Origin of the sequence: Kitasatospora sp. NPDC005748, from assembly GCF_040630735.1 — a bacterium.
Taxonomy (GTDB): Bacteria; Actinomycetota; Actinomycetes; order Streptomycetales; family Streptomycetaceae; genus Kitasatospora.
This window is the reverse complement of the sequence record NZ_JBEXYD010000060.1, coordinates 22,356-45,147: the sequence shown is the minus strand read 5'-3', so window position 1 is coordinate 45,147 and position 22,792 is coordinate 22,356. Positions and strand designations below refer to the sequence as shown.

Below are 22,792 nucleotides of genomic sequence, written 5' to 3'. Positions count from 1 at the left end.
GGCGAATGCGCCACGAAGTCCGTCGCCGGAATCCGCCACCGCAACACCTTGCGCGAAGCCAACTCACGCTCGAACTCCGACAACGCCTCCGGCTCACCCGACACCACCACCGCAGCCGGGCCATTCACCGCCGCCACCGACAGGCGCTCGCCCCAACCCTCGACGATCTCCCGCACCGCCTGCGACGGCATCACCACCGACACCATCGAACCCTGCACCGACAAACTCGTCAGCGCCCGAGCCCGCACCGCCACCACACGCGCACCGTCCTCCAGACTGAGCATCCCCGCGACCGTCGCCGCCGCGATCTCACCCTGCGAATGACCCACCACCGCATCGGGCGTGACGCCCGCGGCCTCCCACACCGCCGCCAGCGACACCATCACCGCCCACAGCACCGGCTGCACCACATCAGCCGCGTCCAGACCCGGCGCACCCTCGGCACCCGCCAGAACCTCACTCAACGACCAGTCCACATACGGCGCCAGCGCCGCCTCACACTCCGCCAACCGCGCCGCGAACACCGGACTGCACAAAGCCAGTTCACGGCCCATGCCAACCCACTGCGCACCCTGACCCGCGAACACGAACGCCGTCCGACCACCCGAACGGGCAACCCCCGACACCACCCCGGCCGCACCCGACCCGGCCACCAGGCCACCCAGCCCCGACACCAACTCCTCACGACCACCACCGACCACCACCGCCCGGTGCTCGAACACCGACCGCGTCGCCGCCAACGACCACGCCACACCCACCGGATCCACCGACGGCCGCGCCGACACCCACTCCCGAAGCCGATCCGCCTGACCCGCCAACGCCTCCGACGACTGCGCCGACACCGGCCACGCCACCGGCCCGGCCGGCTCCAGCACCGCCACCGCCCCGGCCTCACCGACCGGCTCGTCCAGGGCGTCCGCCTCCTCGGCGACCGCGGCCGGCGCCTCCTCCAGGATGACGTGCACGTTGGTGCCGCTCATCCCGAAGCCGGACACACCGGCCCGGCGGACGTGCTCGCCGGTGGGCCACGCCACCGGCTCGGTCAGCAACCGCACCTCGCCCGCCGACCAGTCCACGTGCGGGGTCGGCTCGTCCACGTGCAGCGTCTGCGGGAGCTGCTCGTTCTGCAGCGCCAGCACCATCTTCATCACCCCGGCCACACCGGCCGCGGCCTGGGTGTGCCCGATGTTCGACTTCACCGAACCCAGCCACAACGGCCGGCCCTCCGGCCGGTCCTGGCCGTAGGTGGCGATCAGCGCCTGCGCCTCGATCGGGTCGCCCAGCGTGGTCGCCGAACCGTGCGCCTCGACCACGTCCACGTCGGCGGGCGACACCCGGGCGCTGGCCAGCGCCGCGCGGATCACCCGCTGCTGTGAGGGGCCGTTGGGGGCGGTCAGACCGTTGGACGCACCGTCCTGGTTGATCGCCGAACCGCGGATCACCGCGAGCACCTTGTGCCCGTTGCGCCGCGCGTCCGACAGCCGCTCCACCACGAGCATGCCCGCGCCCTCGGCGAAGCCGGAGCCGTCGGCCGCCGCGGCGAAGGACTTGCAGTGCCCGTCCATCGAGATGCCGCCGGCCTTGGCGAAGGCCACGAACACCCCGGGGGTGGCGGTGACGGTGGCCCCGCCGGCCAGGGCGAGCGAGCACTCACCGGAACGCAGCGCCTGGGCGGCCAGGTGCAGCGCCACCAGCGAGGAGGAGCACGCCGTGTCCACCGTGACCGCCGGGCCCTCCAGGCCGAAGGTGTAGGACAGCCGGCCCGAGAGCACGCTGGTCGCGTTCCCGGTCACCAGGTGGCCCTCGACGACCTCGGTGCCCTCCAGTTGGACGTCGGTCGCGTACCGGGAGCTGTAGCCGCCGACGAAGGCGCCGGTCTGGCTGCCGCGCAGCGTCGCGGGGTCGATCCCGGCCCGCTCGAACGCCTCCCAGGAGGTCTCCAGCAGCAGCCGCTGCTGCGGGTCCATCGCCAGCGCCTCACGCGGCGAGATGCCGAAGAACCCCGCGTCGAAGGCGCTGGCGTCCTGGACGAAGCCGCCGGCCTGGGTGTACGACTCGCCGTGCGGGTCGGTGTCCGGGTAGAGGCTCTCCAAGTCCCAGCCGCGGTCGCGCGGGAACGGGCCGATCGCGTCCGAGCCCGAGGCCAGCAGGCGCCACAGCTCCTCCGGGCTGGCCGCGCCGCCGGGGAAGCGACAGGCCATGCCGACGATCGCGATGGGCTCGTCCGCGGCGCCGGTGGCCACCGGCGCGGCGGGCGCCGCGACGGCGGGCAGGTCGCCCGCCAGCTCGCCGCGCAGCAGCGTGGCGAGCGCGGTCGGGGTGGGGTAGTCGAAGACCAGCGTCGCGGGCAGCCGCAGGCCGGTCTCGGCGTTCAGACGGTTGCGCAGCTCGACGGCGGTCAGCGAGTCGAAGCCGACGTCGGTGAACGGGCGGCCGGTGTCGATCGCGTCCGCCGAGGCGTGCCCCAGCGTGGCGGCGACATGGGCGAGGACGAGGTCCAGCAGCACCCGGTCCCGCGCGGGGCCGGAGACCGCCGCGAGCCGGCGCCGGAGCGCCTCGGCCGCGTCGGCGCCGGTGCCGGTGGCGGCGGCCGAGACGGCCGTGCGCCGGACGGACACCCCGGCCAGCGTGCGCCACAGCGGCGGGACGTCCGCGCTGCCGGCGGCCTGCGCCCGCAGCGCCGCCAGATCGAGGCGGGCGGGCATCAGCACCGCCTCGTCCCGGGCCAGCGCCACGTCCAGGACGACCAGGCCGTCCTCGGCGCCGAGCGGGACGAAGCCGCGGTCGATCCGCGACAGCGAGGTCCGGTCCAGGTTCCGGCCGATGCCCGCCTCGTGCATCCACGGGCCGAGCTGCAGCGACATCCCCGCGAGGCCGGCGGCCCGGCGGTACCCGGCCAGGGCGTCCAGGAAGGAGTTCGACGCCACGTAGCTGGCCTGGCCGGCCGCGCCGAAGGTGGAGGCCGCGGACGAGAACAGGACGAAGCGCTCCAGGTCCAGCCCGGCCGTCAGCTCGTGCAGGTTCCAGGCCGCGTCGACCTTCGGCCGCATGACGGCCGCCAGCCGCTCCGGCGTCAGCGACGCGATCACGCCGTCGTCGACGACGCCCGCCGAGTGGACCACGGAGCCCAGCGGGTTCTCGGCCGGGATCCGGTCCAGCACCTCGGCCAGCGCGTCCCGGTCGGCCGCGTCGCACGCGACGATCCGGACCCAGACGCCCAGCTCCGCCAGCTCGGCCGCCAGCGCGGCGGCTCCGGCGGCGGCCGGGCCGGAGCGGCTGGTCAGCACTGCACCACCGGCCCGGCCGGTCGCCACCAGGTGCTTGGCGACCAGCCCGCCCAGCGTCCCGGTGCCGCCCGTCACCAGCAGCGAACGCGCCGCCGGGTCGGCCACCGCGTCGGCCGGCCAGATGACCGGCTCCAGCTCGCCCGAGGGGCGGGTCAGGCGCCGGCCGTAGGCGGCCTCGCCGCGGATCGCCAGCTCGGGCTCGTCGCCGCCGACCACGGTGGCCAGCAGCGCGCTTCGGGCGCCGGCCTCGACGGCCGGGAGATCGGCCAGGACCAGCCGGCCCGGGTTCTCGGCCTGGGCGGACCGCAGCAGCCCCCGTACGGAGGCCGCCGCCAGGTCCGTCACCGCCTCGCCGCCGGCGTCCACGGCGCCCCGGGTGACGACCACCAACCGCGCGGCGTCCAGGCGTGGTTCGTCCAGCCACTCGCGCACCAGCCGCAGTGCCTCGGCACCGGCCCGGCGCACCGTGTCCGGGAGGCCGGCGCCCTGGTCCGCGACCCCGCCGAGCAGGGCGTCCGCGCACAGCAGGACGGTGCCGGGAGCGGCCTCGCCCGTCTCGACGGCGGCGGCCAGCTCGGCGATGCCGGCGAAGGCGCGCACCGGCACAGCGGCGGCGCCCAGCTCGTCGACCAGCCCGAAGCGGTCGGCGCCGATCAGCGCCCACTCGCCGGCCGGGGCGGCCCCGGCTGGCACCTCGGTCCACTCCTGGACGAACAGCGAGTCGTTCAACTCGTTCTGCGCGGAGCGCAGTTGGTCCATCGCGACGAGTCGCTTCACCAGCGACCCCACCGACACCACGGGTGCGCCGGTGGCGTCCGCCGCGGTCAGCGACACACCGCCCTGGGCGTCCTGGCGCAGCCGCACCCGCAGCACCGACGCGCCACCGGCGTGCAGCTCGACCCCGGTCCACGCGAACGGCATCGGCACCTGGCCCGGCTCGGCCTCGACGACCGGCTCCGCCAGCAGCGAGGCGTGCAGGGCGGCGTCGAGCAGCGCCGGGTGCAGGCCGAACGCGCCGGCCTCGGCCGCCGCCTCCTCGGGCAGCGCGACCTCGGCGAAGACGTCCTCGCCCCGGCGCCAGGCGGCCCGCAGGCCGTGGAACGTCGGGCCGTACACCTCGGCGAGGTGCACCGCGTACACGTCGGTGATGTCCACCGGTGCGGCGTCCTTCGGCGGCCACACCACGAAGTCCTCGTCGGTCCGCCCGGCCGCGGTGGCGGGGGCGACCACACCGCTCGCGTGCAGGACCCAGGCCTGCGGGGCGGCCGTCTCCTCGGGGCGGGAGAACACCTCGACCCCGCGGCGGCCCTCGGCGTCGGGCGCGGCCACGACCACCTGGAGCTGGACCCCGCCGCGGTCGGCGGGCAGCACCAGCGGTGCGTGCAGCGTCAGTTCCTCCAGCAGGCCGCAGCCCACCTGGTCACCGGCGCGCACCGCGAGCTCCACGAAGCCGGTGCCGGGCAGCAGGACGACGCCGCCGACGGCGTGGTCGGCCAGCCAGGCGTGCGTGCGCAGCGACACCCGGCCCATGCACACCAGGCCCGCGCCACCGGCCAGTTCCACCACCGCGCCGAGCATGGGGTGGCCCACCGCGCCCAGGCCGAGCGACAGCGCGTCGCCGCCGCCCGGGCGCGCGGAGCGCAGCTCGCCCAGCGTGCCCTTGGGCCAGAACCGTTCGTGCTGGAAGGCGTAGGTCGGCAGGTCCACTCCCGGTCCGGCCGGGAGCACGGCGGCCCAGTCGACGGCCGCGCCGCTGACGAAGGCCTCGGCGAAGGAGGTGACCAGGCGGGTCGCACCGCCGTCGTCACGCCGCAGGGTGCCGCAGACGGCGGCGGGCACCGCGCCCGGCCCAGCCTCCTGGGTGACCTCCTCCAGCGACTCGGTCATCGCGCCGAGCAGCACCGGGTGCGGGGAGACCTCGACGAACACCCGGTGCCCCTGACCCGCCAGGGTCCGCACCGCGCGGTCGAAGTGCACCGTCGCCCGCAGGCTGCCGTACCAGTAGGCGGCGTCCAACTCCTCACCGGTCAGCGTCTCCCCGGTCATCGCGGACACCATCGGGATCCGGCCCGGGCGCGGTTCCACCGCGGCCAGCACGGACATGATCTCCGCTTCCAGCCGCTCGACCTGCGCACTGTGCGAGGCGTAGTCCACCGCGACCATCCGAGCCCGGACACCCTCGGCCTCGAACTCCGCCTTCAACTCCTCCAGGGCCTCCGGCTCACCCGAAACCACCACCGCCGAAGGCCCGTTGACCGCCGCCAGCGACAGCCGCTCACCGAACCGGGCGATCCGCTCCTCCACCACCGCGGCGCTCCGGCTCACCGACAGCATCCCGCCGAGCCCGGCCAGCACCTTCAACGACTTCGAACGCAGCGCCACCACCCGGGCGCCGTCCTCCAGCGACAGCATCCCGGCCACCGTCGCCGCCGCGATCTCACCCTGCGAATGCCCGACCACCGCCTCGGGCACCACCCCGGCGGCCTCCCAGACCGCCGCCAGCGACACCATCACCGCCCACAGCGCGGGCTGGACGACATCCGCCGCCTTCAGCTCCGGCGCGCCCTCGGCGCCCGCCAGGACCTCACCCAGCGACCAGTCCACATACGGCGCCAGCGCCGCCTCGCACTCCGCCAGCCGTGCCGCGAACACCGGGCTCGACCGCGCCAACTCCTGGCCCATGCCGAGCCATTGCGAACCCTGACCGGGGAAGACGAAGACCGGCCGCGCGTCGGCCCGGGCCACGCCCGCGACGACGGCGCCGCTGGGCACGCCGTCGGCCAGGCTCTCCAGCCCGGCCGCCAGCTCCGCGCCGTCCCCGCCCACGACCACGGCGCGGTGCTCGAAGGTCGCGCGCATGGTCGCCAGCGACCACGCCACGTCCGCGGGCTCCGCCTCCGGCCGCGCCGCCACCCAGTCCCGCAGCCGGCCGGCCTGCGCCGCCAGCCCCTCGGCCGAGCGGCCCGACACCGGCCACGCGCCGGCGCCCGAGACGACCCGCGGCGCGGCCTCCACCGGCTCCGCGTCCTCCTCGGCGGGTGCCTCCTCCAGGATCAGGTGGGCGTTGGTGCCGCTGCCACCGAAGGACGACACGCCCGCGCGGCGGACCCGCTCGCCGGCCGGCCACGGGACGGACTCGGTCAGCAGCTCCACCTCACCGGCGGACCAGTCGACGTGCGGGGTGGGCTCGTTGACGTGCAGCGTCCGCGGCAACCGGCCGTTGCGCAGCGCCATCACCATCTTGATCACGCCGGCCACCCCGGAGGCGGCCTGGGTGTGTCCGAGGTTGGACTTCACCGACCCCAGCCAGAGCGGCTGCCCGCCGCCGCGCTCCTGGCCGTACGTCGCCAGCAGCGCCTGCGCCTCGATCGGGTCGCCGAGCTTGGTGCCGGTGCCGTGGGCCTCCACCGCGTCGATGTCGGCGGCGGACAGCCGGGAGCTCTCCAGCGCGGCGCGGATCACCCGCTGCTGCGAGGGGCCGTTGGGGGCGGTCAGACCGTTGGACGCGCCGTCCTGGTTGATCGCCGAGCCGCGGATCACCGCGAGCACCTTGTGCCCGTTGCGGCGCGCGTCGGAGAGCTTCTCCACGACGAGCATGCCGGTGCCCTCGGCCCAGCCGGTGCCGTTCGCGTCGTCGGAGAAGGCGCGGCAGCGGCCGTCCACCGACAGGCCCTGCTGGCGGGAGAACTCGACGAACATGCCGGGCTGCGCCAGCACGGTCACACCGCCGGCGAGTGCCATCGAGCACTCCCCGGCGCGGATCGCCTGGCAGGCCAGGTGCAGCGCGACCAGCGAGGAGGAGCACGCCGTGTCCACCGTGACGGCGGGGCCCTCCAGGCCCATGACGTAGGAGACCCGGCCGGAGAGCACGGCGGTCAGGTTGCCGGTCATCATGTGGCCTTCCAGCCCGGCCGTGCCCCCTTCCGCCAGCTCCAGGTTCACCAGGTAGTTCGAGGTGAAACCACCGACGAAAACGCCCGTCCGGCTGCCCTTCAGCGTTCCCGCGTCGATTCCCGCGCGCTCCAGCGCCTCCCAGGCGACTTCGAGCAGCAGGCGCTGCTGCGGGTCCATCGCGACGGCTTCCCGCGGGCTGATCCCGAAGAACGCGGCGTCGAATCCGCTGGCGTCCTTCACGAAGGCCCCGGACTGGGTGTACGACCGGCCGGACTTCTCCGGGTCCGGGTCGTAGATGCTCTCCAGGTCCCAGCCGCGGTCGGTGGGGAACTCGCCCACCGCGTCGCCGCCGGCCGCCAGCAGCTCCCAGAGGTCCTCCGGGGTCTCCACGTTGCCCGGGTAGCGGCACGCCATGCCGACGATCGCCAGCGGCTCGTACTCGCCGGCCTCCAGCTTGTGCAGGCGCTTGCGCGTCTCCTGGAGCTCGGCCGCGGTCTTCTTGAGGTAGTCGAAGAGTTTCTCTTGGTTATCCACAGTGACCCCTTACCAAAACATGCCGTCAATTAGCGCGAAGTAACTAGTTGGACAGACCAAGTTCCTTGTCGAGAAACTCAAACACCTGGTCGGGTGTCGCCGATTCGAGTTCAACCTCGCCGCTGCCGGATTCCGCTTCGCCCTGCTTCTCGATCCACTTCGACAGAATGCTCTGCAGCCGCCTCGTGATTCGCTCGCTCGTGTCCTGGTCGGGTGCCGGACCGGACAGGCTGGATTCGAGCCGGTCGAGGTCGTCGAGCACCGGCACCGAGTCCGCCTCGTCCGGGGCGAGTTCGGTGCGCAGCCAGGCGGCCACCGCCACCGGGGTGGGGTAGTCGAAAATCAACGTAGCGGGCACCCGCAGTCCGGTCGCGGTGTTCAACCGGTTGCGGATCTCCACCGCGGTCAGCGAGTCGAACCCGAGGTCCTTGAAGGCCTGCTGGGCCTGGACGCCGTCCGCCGACGCGTGGCCCAGGACCACGGCCGCCTCGGCCCGTACGAGGTCCGACAGCAGCCGCTCCTGCTCGGCCCGGTCCAGGCCCGCCAGCCGCCGGCCCAGCTCGCCCTCCCCCGCGCCGGCCGCCTCGGCGGGCCGGGCGGCGGCGGTGGTGGCGATCCGGCGGACCTCCGGCAGGTCCCGCACCAGCGGGGCCTTCGGCAGGTCCACCGCGGTCTGCGCCAGCAGGGCCCAGTCCACGTCCATCACCGTCACCACGGCGTCGGGGCCGCGCAGCGACTCGTCCAGGGCCCGGACCGCCAGCTGCGGGTCCATCGCCGACATCGGGAGCTTCTTCATCCGCTCCCGGATCGCCTCCTTGGACTCCGCCAGGCCGCCGCCGCCCCACTGGCCCCAGGCCACCGACAGACCGGTCAGCCCGCGGGCCCGCCGGTTCTCGGCCAGGGCGTCGAGGTGGGCGTTGGCGGCCGCGTAGTTGCCCTGCCCGGCGGAGCCGAGGGTCGACGCCGCGGAGGAGAACAGCACGAAGGCGTCCAGGTCCAGGTCGGCGGTCAGCTCGTCGAGGTGGGCGGCGCTCGCGGCCTTGGCGGCCAGCACCGTCTCCAGTCGGGCCGGGGTGAGGCGGTCGACCACGCCGTCGTCCAGGACAGCGGCGGTGTGCAGCACCGAGGACAGCGCCGGACCGGTCTTCCCGATCCGGTCCACCAGCCCGGCCAGCGCCGCGCGGTCGCTCACGTCGCAGGAGACGACGTCCACCGCGGTGCCGCGCTCCGCCAGTTCGGCGACCGTGGCCGCGACCCCGGCGGCCGCCGGGCCGGAACGGCCCGTCAGCACGACGCGCGGCGCGCCCCCTTCGGCCAGCCAGCGGGCCACGTGCCCGGCGATGGCGCCGGTGCCGCCGGTGATCAGCACGCTGCCGCGCGGGGTCCAGCGGTCCTCACCGGCCCGCACCCCGGCGGCCCGGCTCATCCGGCGGCCCAGCATCCCGGCCGGGCGGATGGCGACCTGGTCCTCGCCGCAGCCGGCGAGCACCGCGACCAGCCGGGCGCCGGCCCGGTCGTCCAGCACCTCGGGCAGGTCGATCAGACCGCCCCAGCGGTCCGGGTGCTCCAGGCCGACGACCCGGCCGAGGCCCCAGACCTGTGCCTGCGCCGGAGCGGTCGGCAGCTCGCCGGGCGTGGCCGCGACCGCGCCGCGGGTGGCCGGCCAGAGCGGTGCCTCGATCCCGGCGTCGCCGAGCGCCTGGATGAGGGTCAGGGTGGCGGCCAGCCCGCCGGTCACCACCGGGTGGTCCGGCAGCGGTGTCCCGTCCAGCGCCAGCAGCGACAGCACGCCGGTCACGCCGGACGGCTCCGCGCCCGCCTCCCGGAGCGCCCGTGCGAGCAGCGCGGACAGGACGACGCGGTCCGTCGTCCCGGCCGGGACCTCGACCGGCACGACCTCGGCCCCGCGCACACCCAGCGCGACCGCGCAGCCCTGCGCCAGGTCGCCGGCGGCGTCCGCCTCGGGCACCGCGACGAGCCAGGTGCCGGTGAGCACGCCCGGGTCGGGCTCGGCGACCGGCGCCCAGCCCATCCGGTAGCGCCAGCTCGCGGTGGTCGAGCGGTCCAGGTCGTGGCGCCGCCACGTCGTCAGCGCGGGCAGCAGTTCGCCGAGCCGCTCGCGTCCGTCCTCGATCGCCAGGGTGTCCGCGAGCTGCTCCAGGTCGCCGCCCTCGACGGCCGCCCAGAACGCGGACTCGGCCGGTGTGGCCGCCCCGTCCCGGCCGGTGGCCGGGCCGCCCGCCGGCAGCGCCGAGGGGACCTTCGGCCAGAAGCGGTCGTGCCGGAAGGCGTACGTCGGCAGGTCCACCCGCCGGCCGGCCGGGAGGACGGCCGTCCAGTCGACGGCCGCGCCGTTCACGAAGGCCTCGGCGAGCGAGGTCAGCAGGCGCTGGGCGCCGCCGTCGTCACGCCGCAGGGTGCCGCAGACGGCGGCGGGCACGGCGGCCGCGCCCGCCTGCTGCGCGACCTCCTCCAGGGACTCGGTCATCGCGCCGAGCAGCACCGGGTGCGGGGAGACCTCGACGAACACCCGGTGCCCCTGACCGGCGAGCGTGCGCACCGCCCGGTCGAAGTGCACCGTCGCCCGCAGGCTGCCGTACCAGTAGGCGGCGTCCAACTCCTCACCGGTCAGCGTCTCACCGGTCATCGCGGACACCATCGGGATCCGGCCCGGGCGCGGTTCCACCGCGGCCAGCACGGACATGATCTCCGCTTCCAGCCGCTCGACCTGCGCACTGTGCGAGGCGTAGTCCACCGCGACAAGGCGGGCACGCACGCCCTCGGCCTCGAACTCCGCCTTCAGCTCCTCCAGCGCCTCCGGCTCACCCGAAACCACCACCGCGGACGGGCCGTTGACGGCCGCCAGCGACAGCCGCTCACCGAACCGCGCGATCCGCTCCTCCACCACGGCCGCCGACCGGCTCACCGACAGCATCCCGCCCAGGCCCGCCAGCACCTTCAACGACCGCGAACGCAGCGCCACCACCCGGGCGCCGTCCTCCAGCGACAGCATCCCCGCGACGGTCGCCGCCGCGATCTCGCCCTGCGAATGCCCGACCACCGCCTCGGGCACCACCCCGGCGGCCTCCCAGACCGCCGCCAGCGACACCATCACCGCCCACAGCGCCGGTTGGACGACATCCGCCGCCTTCAACTCCGTCACACCCGCGAGGACATCGGCCAGCGACCAGTCCACATACGGCGCCAGCGCCGCCTCGCACTCCGCCAGCCGCGCCGCGAACACCGGGTTCACCGCGGCCAGTTCACGGCCCATCCCGACCCACTGCGAGCCCTGGCCGGGGAAGGCGAACACCGGCCGCGCGTCGGCCCGGGCCACCCCCGACACCACCGACCCCGCGGACACGCCCGCCGCCAGGCTCTCCAGCCCGGCCGCCAGCTCCGCGCCGTCCCCGCCCACGACCACGGCCCGGTACTCGAACAGCGACCGGGTCGCGACCAGCGACCAGGCCAGATCGGCCGGCTCCGCCCCGGGCCGGGCGGCCACCCACTCGCGCAGCCGGCCCGCCTGGCCCGCCAGCGCCTTGGGCGAGCGGCCCGACAGCACCCACGCGCCGGCCCCGGACGGCGCCGGCGCCGCGGGCTCGACGGCGTCGGCCGCCCCGGCCGCCGGTGCCTCCTCCAGGATGATGTGCGCGTTGGTGCCGCTGATCCCGAACGAGGAGACGCCCGCCCGGCGCGGCCGCCCGTTCGCCCGCCACGGCACCGGCTCGGTGAGCAGCCGCACGTGCCCGGCCGACCAGTCGATGTGCGGGGACGGCTCGTCCACGTGCAGCGTCCGCGGCAGTTCCTCGTGCTGGAGCGCCAGCAGCATCTTCATCACCCCGGCCACCCCGGCGGCCGCCTGGGTGTGCCCGAGGTTGGACTTCACCGACCCCAGCCAGACCGGACGGTCCTCGGGGCGGTCCTGCCCGTAGGTCGCCAGCAGCGCCTGGGCCTCGATCGGGTCGCCGAGCTTGGTGCCCGTGCCGTGCGACTCGACCGCGTCCACGTCGGCGGCCGTCAGCCCGCCACTGGCCAGCGCGGCCCGGATCACCCGCTGCTGCGAAGGCCCGTTGGGGGCGGTGAGGCCGTTGGACGCGCCGTCCTGGTTGATCGCCGAACCGCGCACCACCGCGAGCACCGGGTGCCCGTTGCGGCGCGCGTCGGACAGCCGCTCCACCACGAGCATGCCGACGCCCTCGGCCATGCCCATCCCGTCGGCGGACGCGGCGAACGCCTTGGACCGGCCGTCCACAGCCAGCCCGCGCGCCTGGGAGAAGGCGATGAAGCCGTCCGGGGCCGCCATGACGGTGATGCCGCCCGCGAGCGCGAGCGAGCACTCCCCCGCCCGGACCGACTGGCAGGCCAGGTGCAGCGCCACCAGCGACGAGGAGCACGCCGTGTCCATCGTGACGGCGGGCCCCTCCAGGCCGAAGGTGTAGGACAGCCGGCCCGAGAGCACGCTGGTCGCGTTCCCGGTCATCACATGGCCGTCGATGCCCTCGAACTCGGACTCGCCTTCGAGGCTCATCCCGGCGTACCCCGACCCGTAGCCGCCGACGAAGGCGCCGGTCAGGCTGCCGCGCAGGGCGGCCGGGTCGATCCCGGCCCGCTCGAAGGCCTCCCAGGACACTTCGAGGAGCAGCCGCTGCTGCGGGTCCATCGCCAGCGCCTCGCGCGGCGAGATCCCGAAGAACGCCGGGTCGAAGCCGCTGACGTCCCGGACGAAGCCGCCCTCGCGGGTGTAGGACGTCCCGGCGTGCTCGGTGTCCGGGTCGTACAGGGCGTCGAGGTCCCAGCCGCGGTCCTGCGGGAACGGGCCGATCGCGTCCCGGCCCGAGGCCAGCAGCTCCCACAGCTCCTCCGGGCCGGCGGCGCCGCCGGGGAACCGGCAGGCCATGCCGACGATCGCGATCGGCTCGTCCGCCACCGCGGCGGACGGCCGGACCGCCGGGGCCGCGGCGGGCAGGCCGCCCGCGAGCTCGCCGCGCAGCAGCGCGGCCAGCGCGACGGGGGTGGGGTGGTCGAAGACCAGCGTGGCCGGCAGCCGCAGCCCGGTCTCGGTCCGCAGCCGGTTCCGGAGCTCCACCGCGGTCAGCGAGTCGAAGCCCAGGTCGGTGAAGGCCCGGGTGGGCTCGACCGCCTCGGCGGAGGCGTGCCCGAGCACCGCGGCCACGTGCGCCCGGACCAGGTCCAGCAGCGCCCGGTCACGGTCCTGGCCGGATAGCCCGGCCAGCCGGTGCCGCAGCGCCTCGCCGGCCTCGGCCCCGGTCCCGGCCGCAGCGGCGGCCCGCCGGACCCGGCCACCGGCCAGCGCCCGCCACAGCGGCGGGACGTCCCCGCTGCGGGCGGCCCGCGCCCGCAGGTCCGCCAGGTCCAGCCGGGCCGGCACCAGGACCGCCTCGCCGCGGGTGAGCGCCTCGTCCAGCACGGCCAGGCCCTCGTCCGCGCCCAGCGCCGCGACCCCGGACCTGCTGATCCGGGTCAGCAGCCGCTCGCCCAGCTCCCGGCCGATGCCCGCCTCGTGCACCCAGGGGCCCCAGGCCAGCGACAGGCCCGCCAGGCCGGCGGCCCGGCGGTACCCGGCCAGCGCGTCCAGGAAGGAGTTGGCGGCGACGTAGTTGCCCTGCCCCGGTGCGCCGAAGACGGCGGCGGCCGAGGAGAACAGGACGAAGTGCGCCAGGTCCAGGTCCCGGGTGAGTTCGTGCAGGTGCCAGGCCGCATCGACCTTCGGCCGCATGACCGCCGCCAGCCGGTCGGCGGTGAGGGTGCCGATCACGCCGTCGTCGATGATCCCGGCGGCGTGGAAGACGGAACCCAGCGGGCGGTCGGCCGGGATCGTGGCCAGCAGCGCGGCCAGCGCGTCCCGGTCCGCCACGTCGCACGCCACGATCCGGACCGGGGCGCCCAGCTGCGCCAGCTCGGCCGCCAGCGCGGCCGCCCCGGCGGCGGCGGGGCCCGAACGGCTGGTCAGCACCACGCCGTTGACCTGCCCGGTCACCACCAGGTGCCGGGCCACCAGGCCGCCCAGGGTGCCCGTCCCGCCGGTCACCAGGAGCGTCCGCGGGCCGTCGGCCGCGCGGCCCGCGAGGCGTTCAACCGCTGCTCCAGCGCCGGACGGACGGCCCAGCCGCCGGCCCAGCACGGCCGTGTCACGGAGGGCCAGCTCCGGTTCGCCGGTGGCGAGGACGCCCGGGAGAACGGCGATCCGCTCGGCCGTACCGGTGGCGGGCAGGTCCACCAGGACCAGCCGGCCGGGGTTCTCCGACTGCGCCGAGCGCAGCAGACCCCGGACGGCGGCGGCGGCCAGGTCGGCCACGGCCTCGCCCTCCCCGGCGGCCACGCCGCCCCGGGTGACGACCACCAGCCGGGCGTTCTCCAGGCGCTCCTCGGCCAGCCACTCCTGGGCCAGCGCCAGCGCGTCGGCGGTGCGGCGGCGGGCGGCCCCGGCCACGTCGCCGTCCTCGGCCTCCTCGGCCCCCGCACAGACCAGCACGACCTGCGGCTCGGCCCCGGCCGCCTCGGCCGGACCGGTGAAGGACCGGACCGGCACACCGGCCGCGGCCAGCGCCTCGACCAGACCGAACCGGTCGGCGCCGATCAGCGCCCAGTCCCCGGTCGGCTCCTCGGCCACCGGGACCTCGGCCACCGGGGCCCACTCCTCCACGAACAGCGCGTCCGACACCCCGCTGTCGGCGGCCCGCAGCTGCGCGGCCGACACCGGCCGGCTGACCAGCGACTCCACCGACACCACCGGGGAGCCGGCCGGGTCCACGGCCGTCAGCGCCAGCGCGCCCCGGGCGTCCCGCCGCAGCCGCACCCGCAGGACGGTCGCCCCGCTCGCGTGCAGCTCGACGCCCGTCCAGGCGAACGGCATCCGGACCTCGCCAGGCCCGCCGTCCGCGTCCGCGTCCGCCGGGGCCGTGCCCTCCAGCAGCGCGGCGTGCAGGGCCGCGTCGAGCAGCGCCGGGTGCAGACCGAACGCACCCGCCTCGCGCGCCACCGGCTCCGGCAGCGCCACCTCGGCGAAGACGTCCTCGCCGCGCCGCCAGGCGGCCCGCAGCCCGTGGAACGCCGGACCGTACACCTCCGCCAGCCGGACGGCGTACACCTCGCCGACGTCGAGCGCGGTCGCGCCCTCCGGCGGCCAGACCGACAGCTCCCCGGGGGCCGGCCGCTCCGCCGGGGCCGCGGCCACCGCGCCGCTCGCGTGCCGCGTCCAGTCCTGCTGCGGGTCGGACACGTCGGGGCGGGAGAACACCTCGACCGCGCGGCGGCCCTCGGAGTCCGCCTCGGCCAGCACCACCTGGACCTGGACCCCGCCGCCGTCGGCGGGCAGCACCAGCGGCGCCTGGAGCGTCAGTTCCTCCAGCAGGCCGCAGCCCACCTGGTCACCGGCCCGGACCACCAGCTCGACGAAGCCGGTCCCCGGCAGCAGCACCGTCCCGCCCACCGTGTGGTCGGCCAGCCAGGGGTGGGTCCGCACGGAGAGCCGCCCGGTGCAGACCAGGCCCGCGCCGCCGGCCAGTTCGACCGCCGCGCCCAGCAGCGGATGGTCCACCGCGCCCAGGCCCAGCGACGCCGCGTCCCGGCCCGCACCCACCGGCGACAGGGGCAGCATCCCCTGCGGCCAGTACCGCTCGTGCTGGAAGGCGTACGTCGGCAGCTCGACCCGCTCGGCGGCGGGGAGGACGGTGCGCCAGTCCACCGGAGCGCCCTGGACGAAGGCCTCGGCGAACGAGGTGACCAGCCGGGTCACGCCGCCCTCGTCACGGCGCAGCGTGCCGCAGACCGCGGCGGGCACGATGCCCGGGCCGGCCTCCTGGGCGACCTCCTCCAGCGTGTCGTTCATCGCGCCCAGCAGCACCGGGTGCGGCGTCACCTCGATAAACAGCTGGTGCCCCTGGCCCGCCAGCGTGCGCACCGCGCGGTCGTAGTGCACCGTGGCGCGCAGGCTGCCGTACCAGTAGGCGGCGTCCAACTCCTCGCCGGTCAGCGTCTCACCGGTCATCGCGGACACCATCGGGATCCGGCCCCGGCGCGGCGCGATACCGGCCAGGACCTCGGTGATCTCCGCTTCGAGGCGGTCCACCTGGGCCGAGTGCGAGGCGTAGTCCACCGCGACCATCCGGGCCCGGACACCCTCCGCCTCGAACTCCGCCTTCAGCTCCTCCAGGGCCTCGGGCTCACCCGAAACCACCACCGCCGACGGCCCGTTGACGGCTGCCAGAGCAACACGCTCACCGAAGCGGGCGATCCGCTCCTCCACCACCGCGGCCGACCGGCTCACCGACAACATCCCGCCCAGGCCCGCCAGCACCTTCAACGACCGCGAACGCAGCGCCACCACCCGGGCACCGTCTTCCAGCGACAGCATCCCCGCGACGGTCGCCGCCGCGATCTCACCCTGCGAATGCCCCACCACGGCGTCCGGCGCGACACCGGCGGCCTCCCAGACCGCCGCCAGCGACACCATCACCGCCCACAACGCCGGCTGGACGACATCCGCCGCCGTCAACTCCGGCACACCCGCCAGGACATCGGCCAGCGACCAGTCCACAAAAGGCGCCAGCGCCGCCTCGCACTCCGCGAGCCGTGCCGCGAACACCGGGCTCGACAGAGCCAGTTCACGACCCATCCCCACCCACTGCGAACCCTGCCCCGCGAACGCGAACACCACCCGCGCACCCGGCCGCGCCACACCCGACACCACCGACCCCGACGGCACACCGGCCGCCAGGCTCTGCAGGCCCGCGACCAGCTCCGCGCGGTCGGTACCGACCACCACCGACCGGCGCTCGAAGGCCGACCGCGTCGTCGCCAGCGACCACGCCACCTCCGCCGGCTCCACCGACGGCCGCGCCGACACCCACTCCCGCAGCCGCTCCGCCTGCGCCGTCAGCCCCTCGGCCGACTGGCCCGACACCAGCCAGGCACCGGCCCCTGACACCACCGGCGCCACGGCCTCGACCACCTCGGCGGCCTCGACGACCGCCGGTGCCTCCTCGACGATGACGTGCGCGTTGGTCCCGCTCATCCCGAACGAGGAGACCGCCGCCCGGCGCGGCCGCTCCCCCACCGGCCACGGCACCGACTCGGCCAGCAGCCGCACCTCACCCATCGACCAGTCCACGTGCGAGGAGGGCTCGTCCGCGTGCAGGGTCTTCGGCAGTTCCTCGTGCTGAAGGGCGAGGATCATCTTGATCACGCCCGCCACACCGGCGGCCGCCTGGGTGTGCCCGATGTTGGACTTCACCGAGCCGAGCAGCAGCGGCCGCCCCTCCGGCCGCTCCCGGCCGTAGGTGGCCAGCAGCGCCTGCGCCTCGATCGGGTCACCCAGCGTGGTCCCTGTCCCGTGCGCCTCCACCACGTCCACGTCGGCGGCCGACAGCCGCGCGTTCGCCAGCGCGGACCGGATCACCCGCTGCTGCGAAGGCCCGTTCGGCGCGGTCAGACCGTTGGACGCGCCGTCCTGGTTGATCGCCGAGCCGCGCAGCACCGCGAGTACCGGGTGGCCGTTGCGCCGGGCGTCGGAGAGCCGCTCGACCACGAGCATGCCCGCGCCCTCGGCCCAGCCGGTCCCGTCGGCGTCCTCGGAGAACGCCCGGCAGCGGCCGTCGGCCGACAGCCCCTGCTGCCGCGAGAAGTCGATGAACATGCCGGGCGTGGCCATCACCGTGGCACCACCGGCCAGCGCCAGCGTGCACTCGCCCGAGCGCAGCGCCTGGGCCGCCAGGTGCAGTGCGACCAGCGAGGACGAGCACGCGGTGTCGATGGTCACCGCCGGGCCCTCCAGGCCCAGCACGTAGGAGACCCGGCCGGACAGCACGCTGGTCGCGTTCCCGGTCAGCAGGTGGCCCTCGACACCGGCCCCGCCCTCACCCGCCAGGGTGAAGCCGTACCCGGACGCGTAGCCGCCGGCGAAGACGCCCGTCGCACTGCCGTGCAGCGCCGCCGGGTCGATGCCCGCCCGCTCCAGCGCCTCCCAGGAGGTCTCCAGCAGCAGCCGCTGCTGCGGGTCCATGGCCAGCGCCTCGCGCGGCGAGATCCCGAAGAACCCGGCGTCGAACTCCGTGGCGTCCCGCACGAAGGCGCCCTGCGCCACGTACGAGGTGCCCTCGCGTTCGCCGTCCGGGTCGTAGACGCCGTCCAGGTCCCAGCCGCGGTCGGTCGGGAAGGCGCCCACCGCGTCACCGCCCGAGGCCAACAGCTCCCAGAACTCCTCGGGGCTGCCGGCCCCGCCCGGGAAGCGGCAGGCCATGCCCACGATCGCCAGCGGTTCGTCCACGGCCGCGGCCGCCACGAGGACCGGCCCCGGTCCGGCCGCGTCCCCGGTCAGTTCGCCCCGCAGGTAGCCGGCCAGCAGCAGCGGGGTGGGGTAGTCGAAGACCAGGGTTGCGGGCAGCCGGATGCCGGTCGCCACGCCCAGCCGGTTGCGCAGTTCGACGGCGGTCAGCGAGTCGAAGCCCAGGTCCTTGAACGACCGCCGGTCCTCGACCGCGTCCGCGGAGGCGTGCCCGAGTACGACGGCCACCTCGGCCCGGACGATGTCGGTGAGCGCCCGCTCCTGCTCGGCCCGGGTGAGACCGGCCAGTCGCCGGGGCAGTTCACCCTCGGTCCGGGTGCCGTCCCCGTTCCCGGCTCCCCGGGCGGTCAGCCGGCGGACCTCCGGCAGCTCGCGGAAGAGCGGTGCCTCCCGCAGGTCCGCCGTGCCCTGCGCGGACGCCAGCTGGGCCCAGTCGACGTCCATCACGGTGACGACGGCGTCCGGCCCCTCCAGTGCCCCGCCCAGGGCGCGGGCGGCGAGCTGCGGGTCCAGCGGCGGCATCGGGCCGCGCTCGACCCGCGCCCGGGCCGCCGCGCTGGACTCGGCGAACCCGCCGCCGCCCCAGGCGCCCCACGCGACCGACAGGCCCGGCAGGCCGCGGCCGCGGCGGTTCTCGGCGAGGGCGTCCAGGTAGGCGTTGGCCGCCGCGTAGTTGCCCTGACCGGCGGCGCCCAGCGTGGACGCGGCCGAGGAGAACAGCACGAAGGCGTCGAGATCGAGGTCGGCGGTCAACTCGTCGAGCAGCAGCGCGCCTTCGGCCTTCACCCCGAGCACGGACGCCAGGCGGGCCGCCGAGAGGCGGTCGACCACGCCGTCGTCCAGCACCGCGGCGGTGTGCAGCACCGAGGACAGCGCCGCACCGGTCTCCCCGATCCGGGCCAGCAGCCCGGTCAGCGCCGACCGGTCGCCGACGTCGCACGCCACGACGTCCACTCCCGTACCCCGGGCGGCCAGTTCGGCGGCCGTGGCCGCGACCCCGGCGGCCGCGGGGCCGGAGCGGCTGGTCAGCACCAGCCGCTCGGCTCCGCGCTCGGCCAGCCACCGCGACACGTGCCCGGCGATGGCGCCGGTACCGCCGGTGATCAGCACGCTGCCGCGCGGCGACCAGCGGTCCCGGTCGCGAGTCTGCCCGGCCCGCCTGAGCCGGCGGCCGAGGATCCCGTCGGCCCGGATCGCGACCTCGTTCTCCCCGGCACCGGCCAGCACCGCGACCAGCCGGGCACCGGCCCGGTCGTCCAGCACCTCGGGCAGGTCGATCAACCCGCCCCAGCGCTCGGGGTGTTCCAGACCGACGACCCGGCCGAGCCCCCAGACCTGCGCCTGCACGGGGTGCGCCAGCGCCTCGCCCGGACCGGCCGCCACGGCGCCGCGCGTCGCCGGCCAGAGCGGCGCGCCGATCCCGGCGTCGCCCAGCGCCTGGACCAGCGCCAGGGTGGCCGCCAGCCCGGCGGTCACCCCCGGGTGGTCCGGCACGCGCGTCTCGTCCAGGGCCAGCAGTGACAGCACACCGGAGACGGCGGAAGGCTCGACCGCCGCGGCCAGCAGCGCGGCCACCTCGGCCCGGTCCACGGCACCGGCCGGGACCTCGACCACGACGACCTCCGCACCACGGGCGGCCAGCGCGGCCGCGCACGGCTGCTCGCCCGCGCCGGCCGGCACCACCACCAGCCACGTCCCCGACAGCACCCGCGCGTCGGGCTCCGCCACGGCCGCCCAGGCCGTCCGGTAGCGCCAGTCCGTGGTCACCAGGCGGTCCAGCTCGCGGCGCCGCCAGGACGCCAGCGCCGGCAGTACCTCGGCGAGCTGCCGCTGGTCCTCGATGGCCAGCGTGTCGGCGATGCTCGCCAGGTCCCCGTCCTCGACGGCCGCCCAGAACCGCGCCTCCCCCGCCGTGCCCGCACCGTCGCCGCCGCCCGCCGCCGGCGGCGTGAGCGGCACCACGCCCTCCGGCCAGAAGCGCTGCTGACGGAAGGCATAGGTGGGCAGCTCGACAGGCTTACCGGCCGGCAGAACCGAACTCCAGTTCACCGGCACGCCGTGCACGAAGACGCGGGCGAGACCCGTGACGAAACTCGCGACGCCCTCCGCGTCGCGCCGCTGGAGGGGGACGAACACGGGCTCGTCCCCGTCGATCCCCGCCACCGCGTCCGGGCCGAGTGAGGAGAGCGACCCGTCCGGGCCGACCTCGACGAACACCGAGACACCCTGGCGGGCCAGCGTCGCCACCGCGTCCGCGAAGCGCACCGCTCCCCGCGTCTGCGCCGGCCAGTAGCCCGCCCCGGGCTCGGTGACCAGCTCACCGGTGACCGCGCCCGCCCACAGCACAGCCGGCCGGTGGTACTCCAACCCATCGGCCACGGACGTGAGTTCCTCCAGCACCGGGTCCATCGCCGGGGAGTGGAAGGCGTGCGAGACCCGCAGCCGCCGCACCCGGCGACCCCGCTCCCGCCACAGCTCCACCACCTCATCGACGGCCTCGACCGAGCCGGAGACCACCACCGACTCCGGCCCGTTCACCGAGGCGATCACCACCCCGGGCACCAGCTCGGCCAGCACCTCGGACTCCGAGACGTTGACCGCCGCCATCGCCCCGCCGTCCGGCAGCGCCTGCATCAACCGAGCCCGCGCCGCCACCAGCCGCACCGCGTCCGGCAGCGCCAGCACCCCGGCCACATAAGCGGCCGCGACCTCACCCACCGAATGACCCACCACCGCGTCCGGCGTCACACCCACGGCTTCCAGCACCGCCGCGACAGCGACCTCGAAGGCGAACAGCCCGGCCTGCGCGTACAGCGTCTGCTGCGCCAGCGCCTCGTCCACACCCTCGGCGCCGAGCACGACGTCCCGGACCGAGACGCCCAACTCCAGTTCCAGCAGCCCGCACACCCGGTCGAAGACCTCGGCGAAGACCGTGCTCGCCGTGTACAGACCCCGGCCCATGCCGACCCACTGCGAACCCTGACCGGCGAAGACCAGACCCACCCGGGCACCCGGCCGCGCCACACCCGACACCACCGCGGCCGAGGAGACCCCGGCGGCCAGGCTCTCGATGCCACCGACCAGTTCGGCCCGCTCGGTGCCCACCACCACGGCCCGGTGCTCGAACGCCGAACGCGTCGCCGCCAGCGACCACGCCACGTCCACCGGCGCCAGCTCCGGACGCGCCACCGTCCAGGCGCGCAGCCGGCCTGCCTGCGCCGTCAGACTCTCGGCCGTCCGGCCCGACACCAGCCACGCACCGGCACCCGCCAGCACCGGTGCCACGGCCTCGGCCCGGGCCGTCTCGGGAGCCGGCGCCTCCTCCACGATGACGTGCGCGTTGGTGCCGCTGATCCCGAACGAGGAGACCGCCGCCCGGCGCGGCCGCTCCCCGGCGGGCCACGGCACCGGCGCCGTCAGCAGCTCGATCTCACCGGCCGTCCAGTCCACGTGCGAGGACGGCACCTCGGCGTGCAGGGTCTTCGGCAGCTCCTCGTGCTGCATCGCCAGCACCATCTTGATCACGCCCGCCACCCCGGCGGCCGCCTGGGTGTGCCCGATGTTGGACTTCACCGAGCCCAGCCACAACGGCCGGCCCTCCGGCCGCTCCCGGCCGTAGGTGGCCAGCAGCGCCTGCGCCTCGATCGGGTCACCCAGTGTGGTCCCCGTTCCGTGCGCCTCCACCACGTCCACGTCGGCGGCCGACAGCCGCGCGTTCGCCAGCGCGGCGCGGATCACCCGCCGTTGCGAAGGCCCGTTCGGCGCGGTCAGACCGTTCGACGCGCCGTCCTGGTTCACCGCCGAGCCGCGCAGCACCGCGAGCACCCGGTGCCCGTTGCGGCGCGCGTCCGACAGCCGCTCCACGACGAGCATGCCCACGCCCTCGGCCCAGCCCGTGCCGTCCGCGTCCTCGGAGAACGCCCGGCACCGGCCGTCCGCCGACAGACCCTGCTGCCGCGAGAACTCCACGAAGGTCCCCGGCGACACCAGGACGGTGACACCGCCGGCCAGGGCCAGCGTGCACTCGCCCGAGCGCAGCGCCTGGGCCGCCAGGTGCAGTGCGACCAGCGAGGACGAGCAGGCGGTGTCGATGGTCACCGCCGGGCCCTCCAGGCCCAGTGCGTAGGAGACCCGGCCGGACAGCACGCTGGTCGCGTTGCCGGTCATCAGGTGGCCCTCGACGCCGGACCCGGCCTCGGCGGACCAGGAGACCCCGATCCCGTAGTTGGACGCGAAGCCGCCCGCGAACACCCCGGTCGCGCTCTCCCGCAGGGTCGCCGGGTCGATGCCCGCCCGCTCCAGCGCCTCCCACGAGGTCTCCAGCAGGAGCCGCTGCTGCGGGTCCATCGCCATGGCCTCGCGCGGTGAGATGCCGAAGAACCCGGCGTCGAACCGGGTCGCGTTCCGCAGGAACGCCCCCTGCGCCACGTACGAGGTGCCCTCGCGCTCGCCGTCCGGGTCGTAGACGCCGTCCAGGTCCCAGCCGCGGTCGGTCGGGAAGGCGCCCACCGCGTCACCGCCCGAGGCCAGCAGCTCCCAGAACTCCTCGGGGGTGTCCGCACCCCCCGGGAAGCGGCACGCCATTCCGACGATCGCCACCGGCTCCGCCGTCTGCTCCTGCACCTCGCGCAGTCGGGCGCGGGCGTCCTGGGCGTCTGCGATGGCCCGCTTCAGGTAACTACGGAGCTTGTCCTCGTCGGACACGGTCATCTCCCAGCAATGGTGTTTTTCGGCAGAGTCAGGGGCGGGCTGCCCCGCACGGTGTGTGCGG

2 protein-coding genes are annotated in these 22,792 nt (G+C 75.7%); both read right to left on the bottom strand.

The window, feature by feature from the left end; all coding sequences use genetic code 11:
- The coding region (locus ABZ495_RS30230) for a type I polyketide synthase (protein WP_359839073.1) at positions 1-7,715 on the bottom strand (7,715 nt) is incomplete at its 3' end.
- A gap of 43 nt (positions 7,716-7,758) precedes the next feature.
- Positions 7,759-22,731, bottom strand: a complete 14,973-nt coding sequence (locus ABZ495_RS30225) for a type I polyketide synthase (RefSeq protein ID WP_359839071.1) — start codon at positions 22,729-22,731, stop codon at positions 7,759-7,761.
- Between the last annotated feature and the right edge of the window lie 61 nt (positions 22,732-22,792).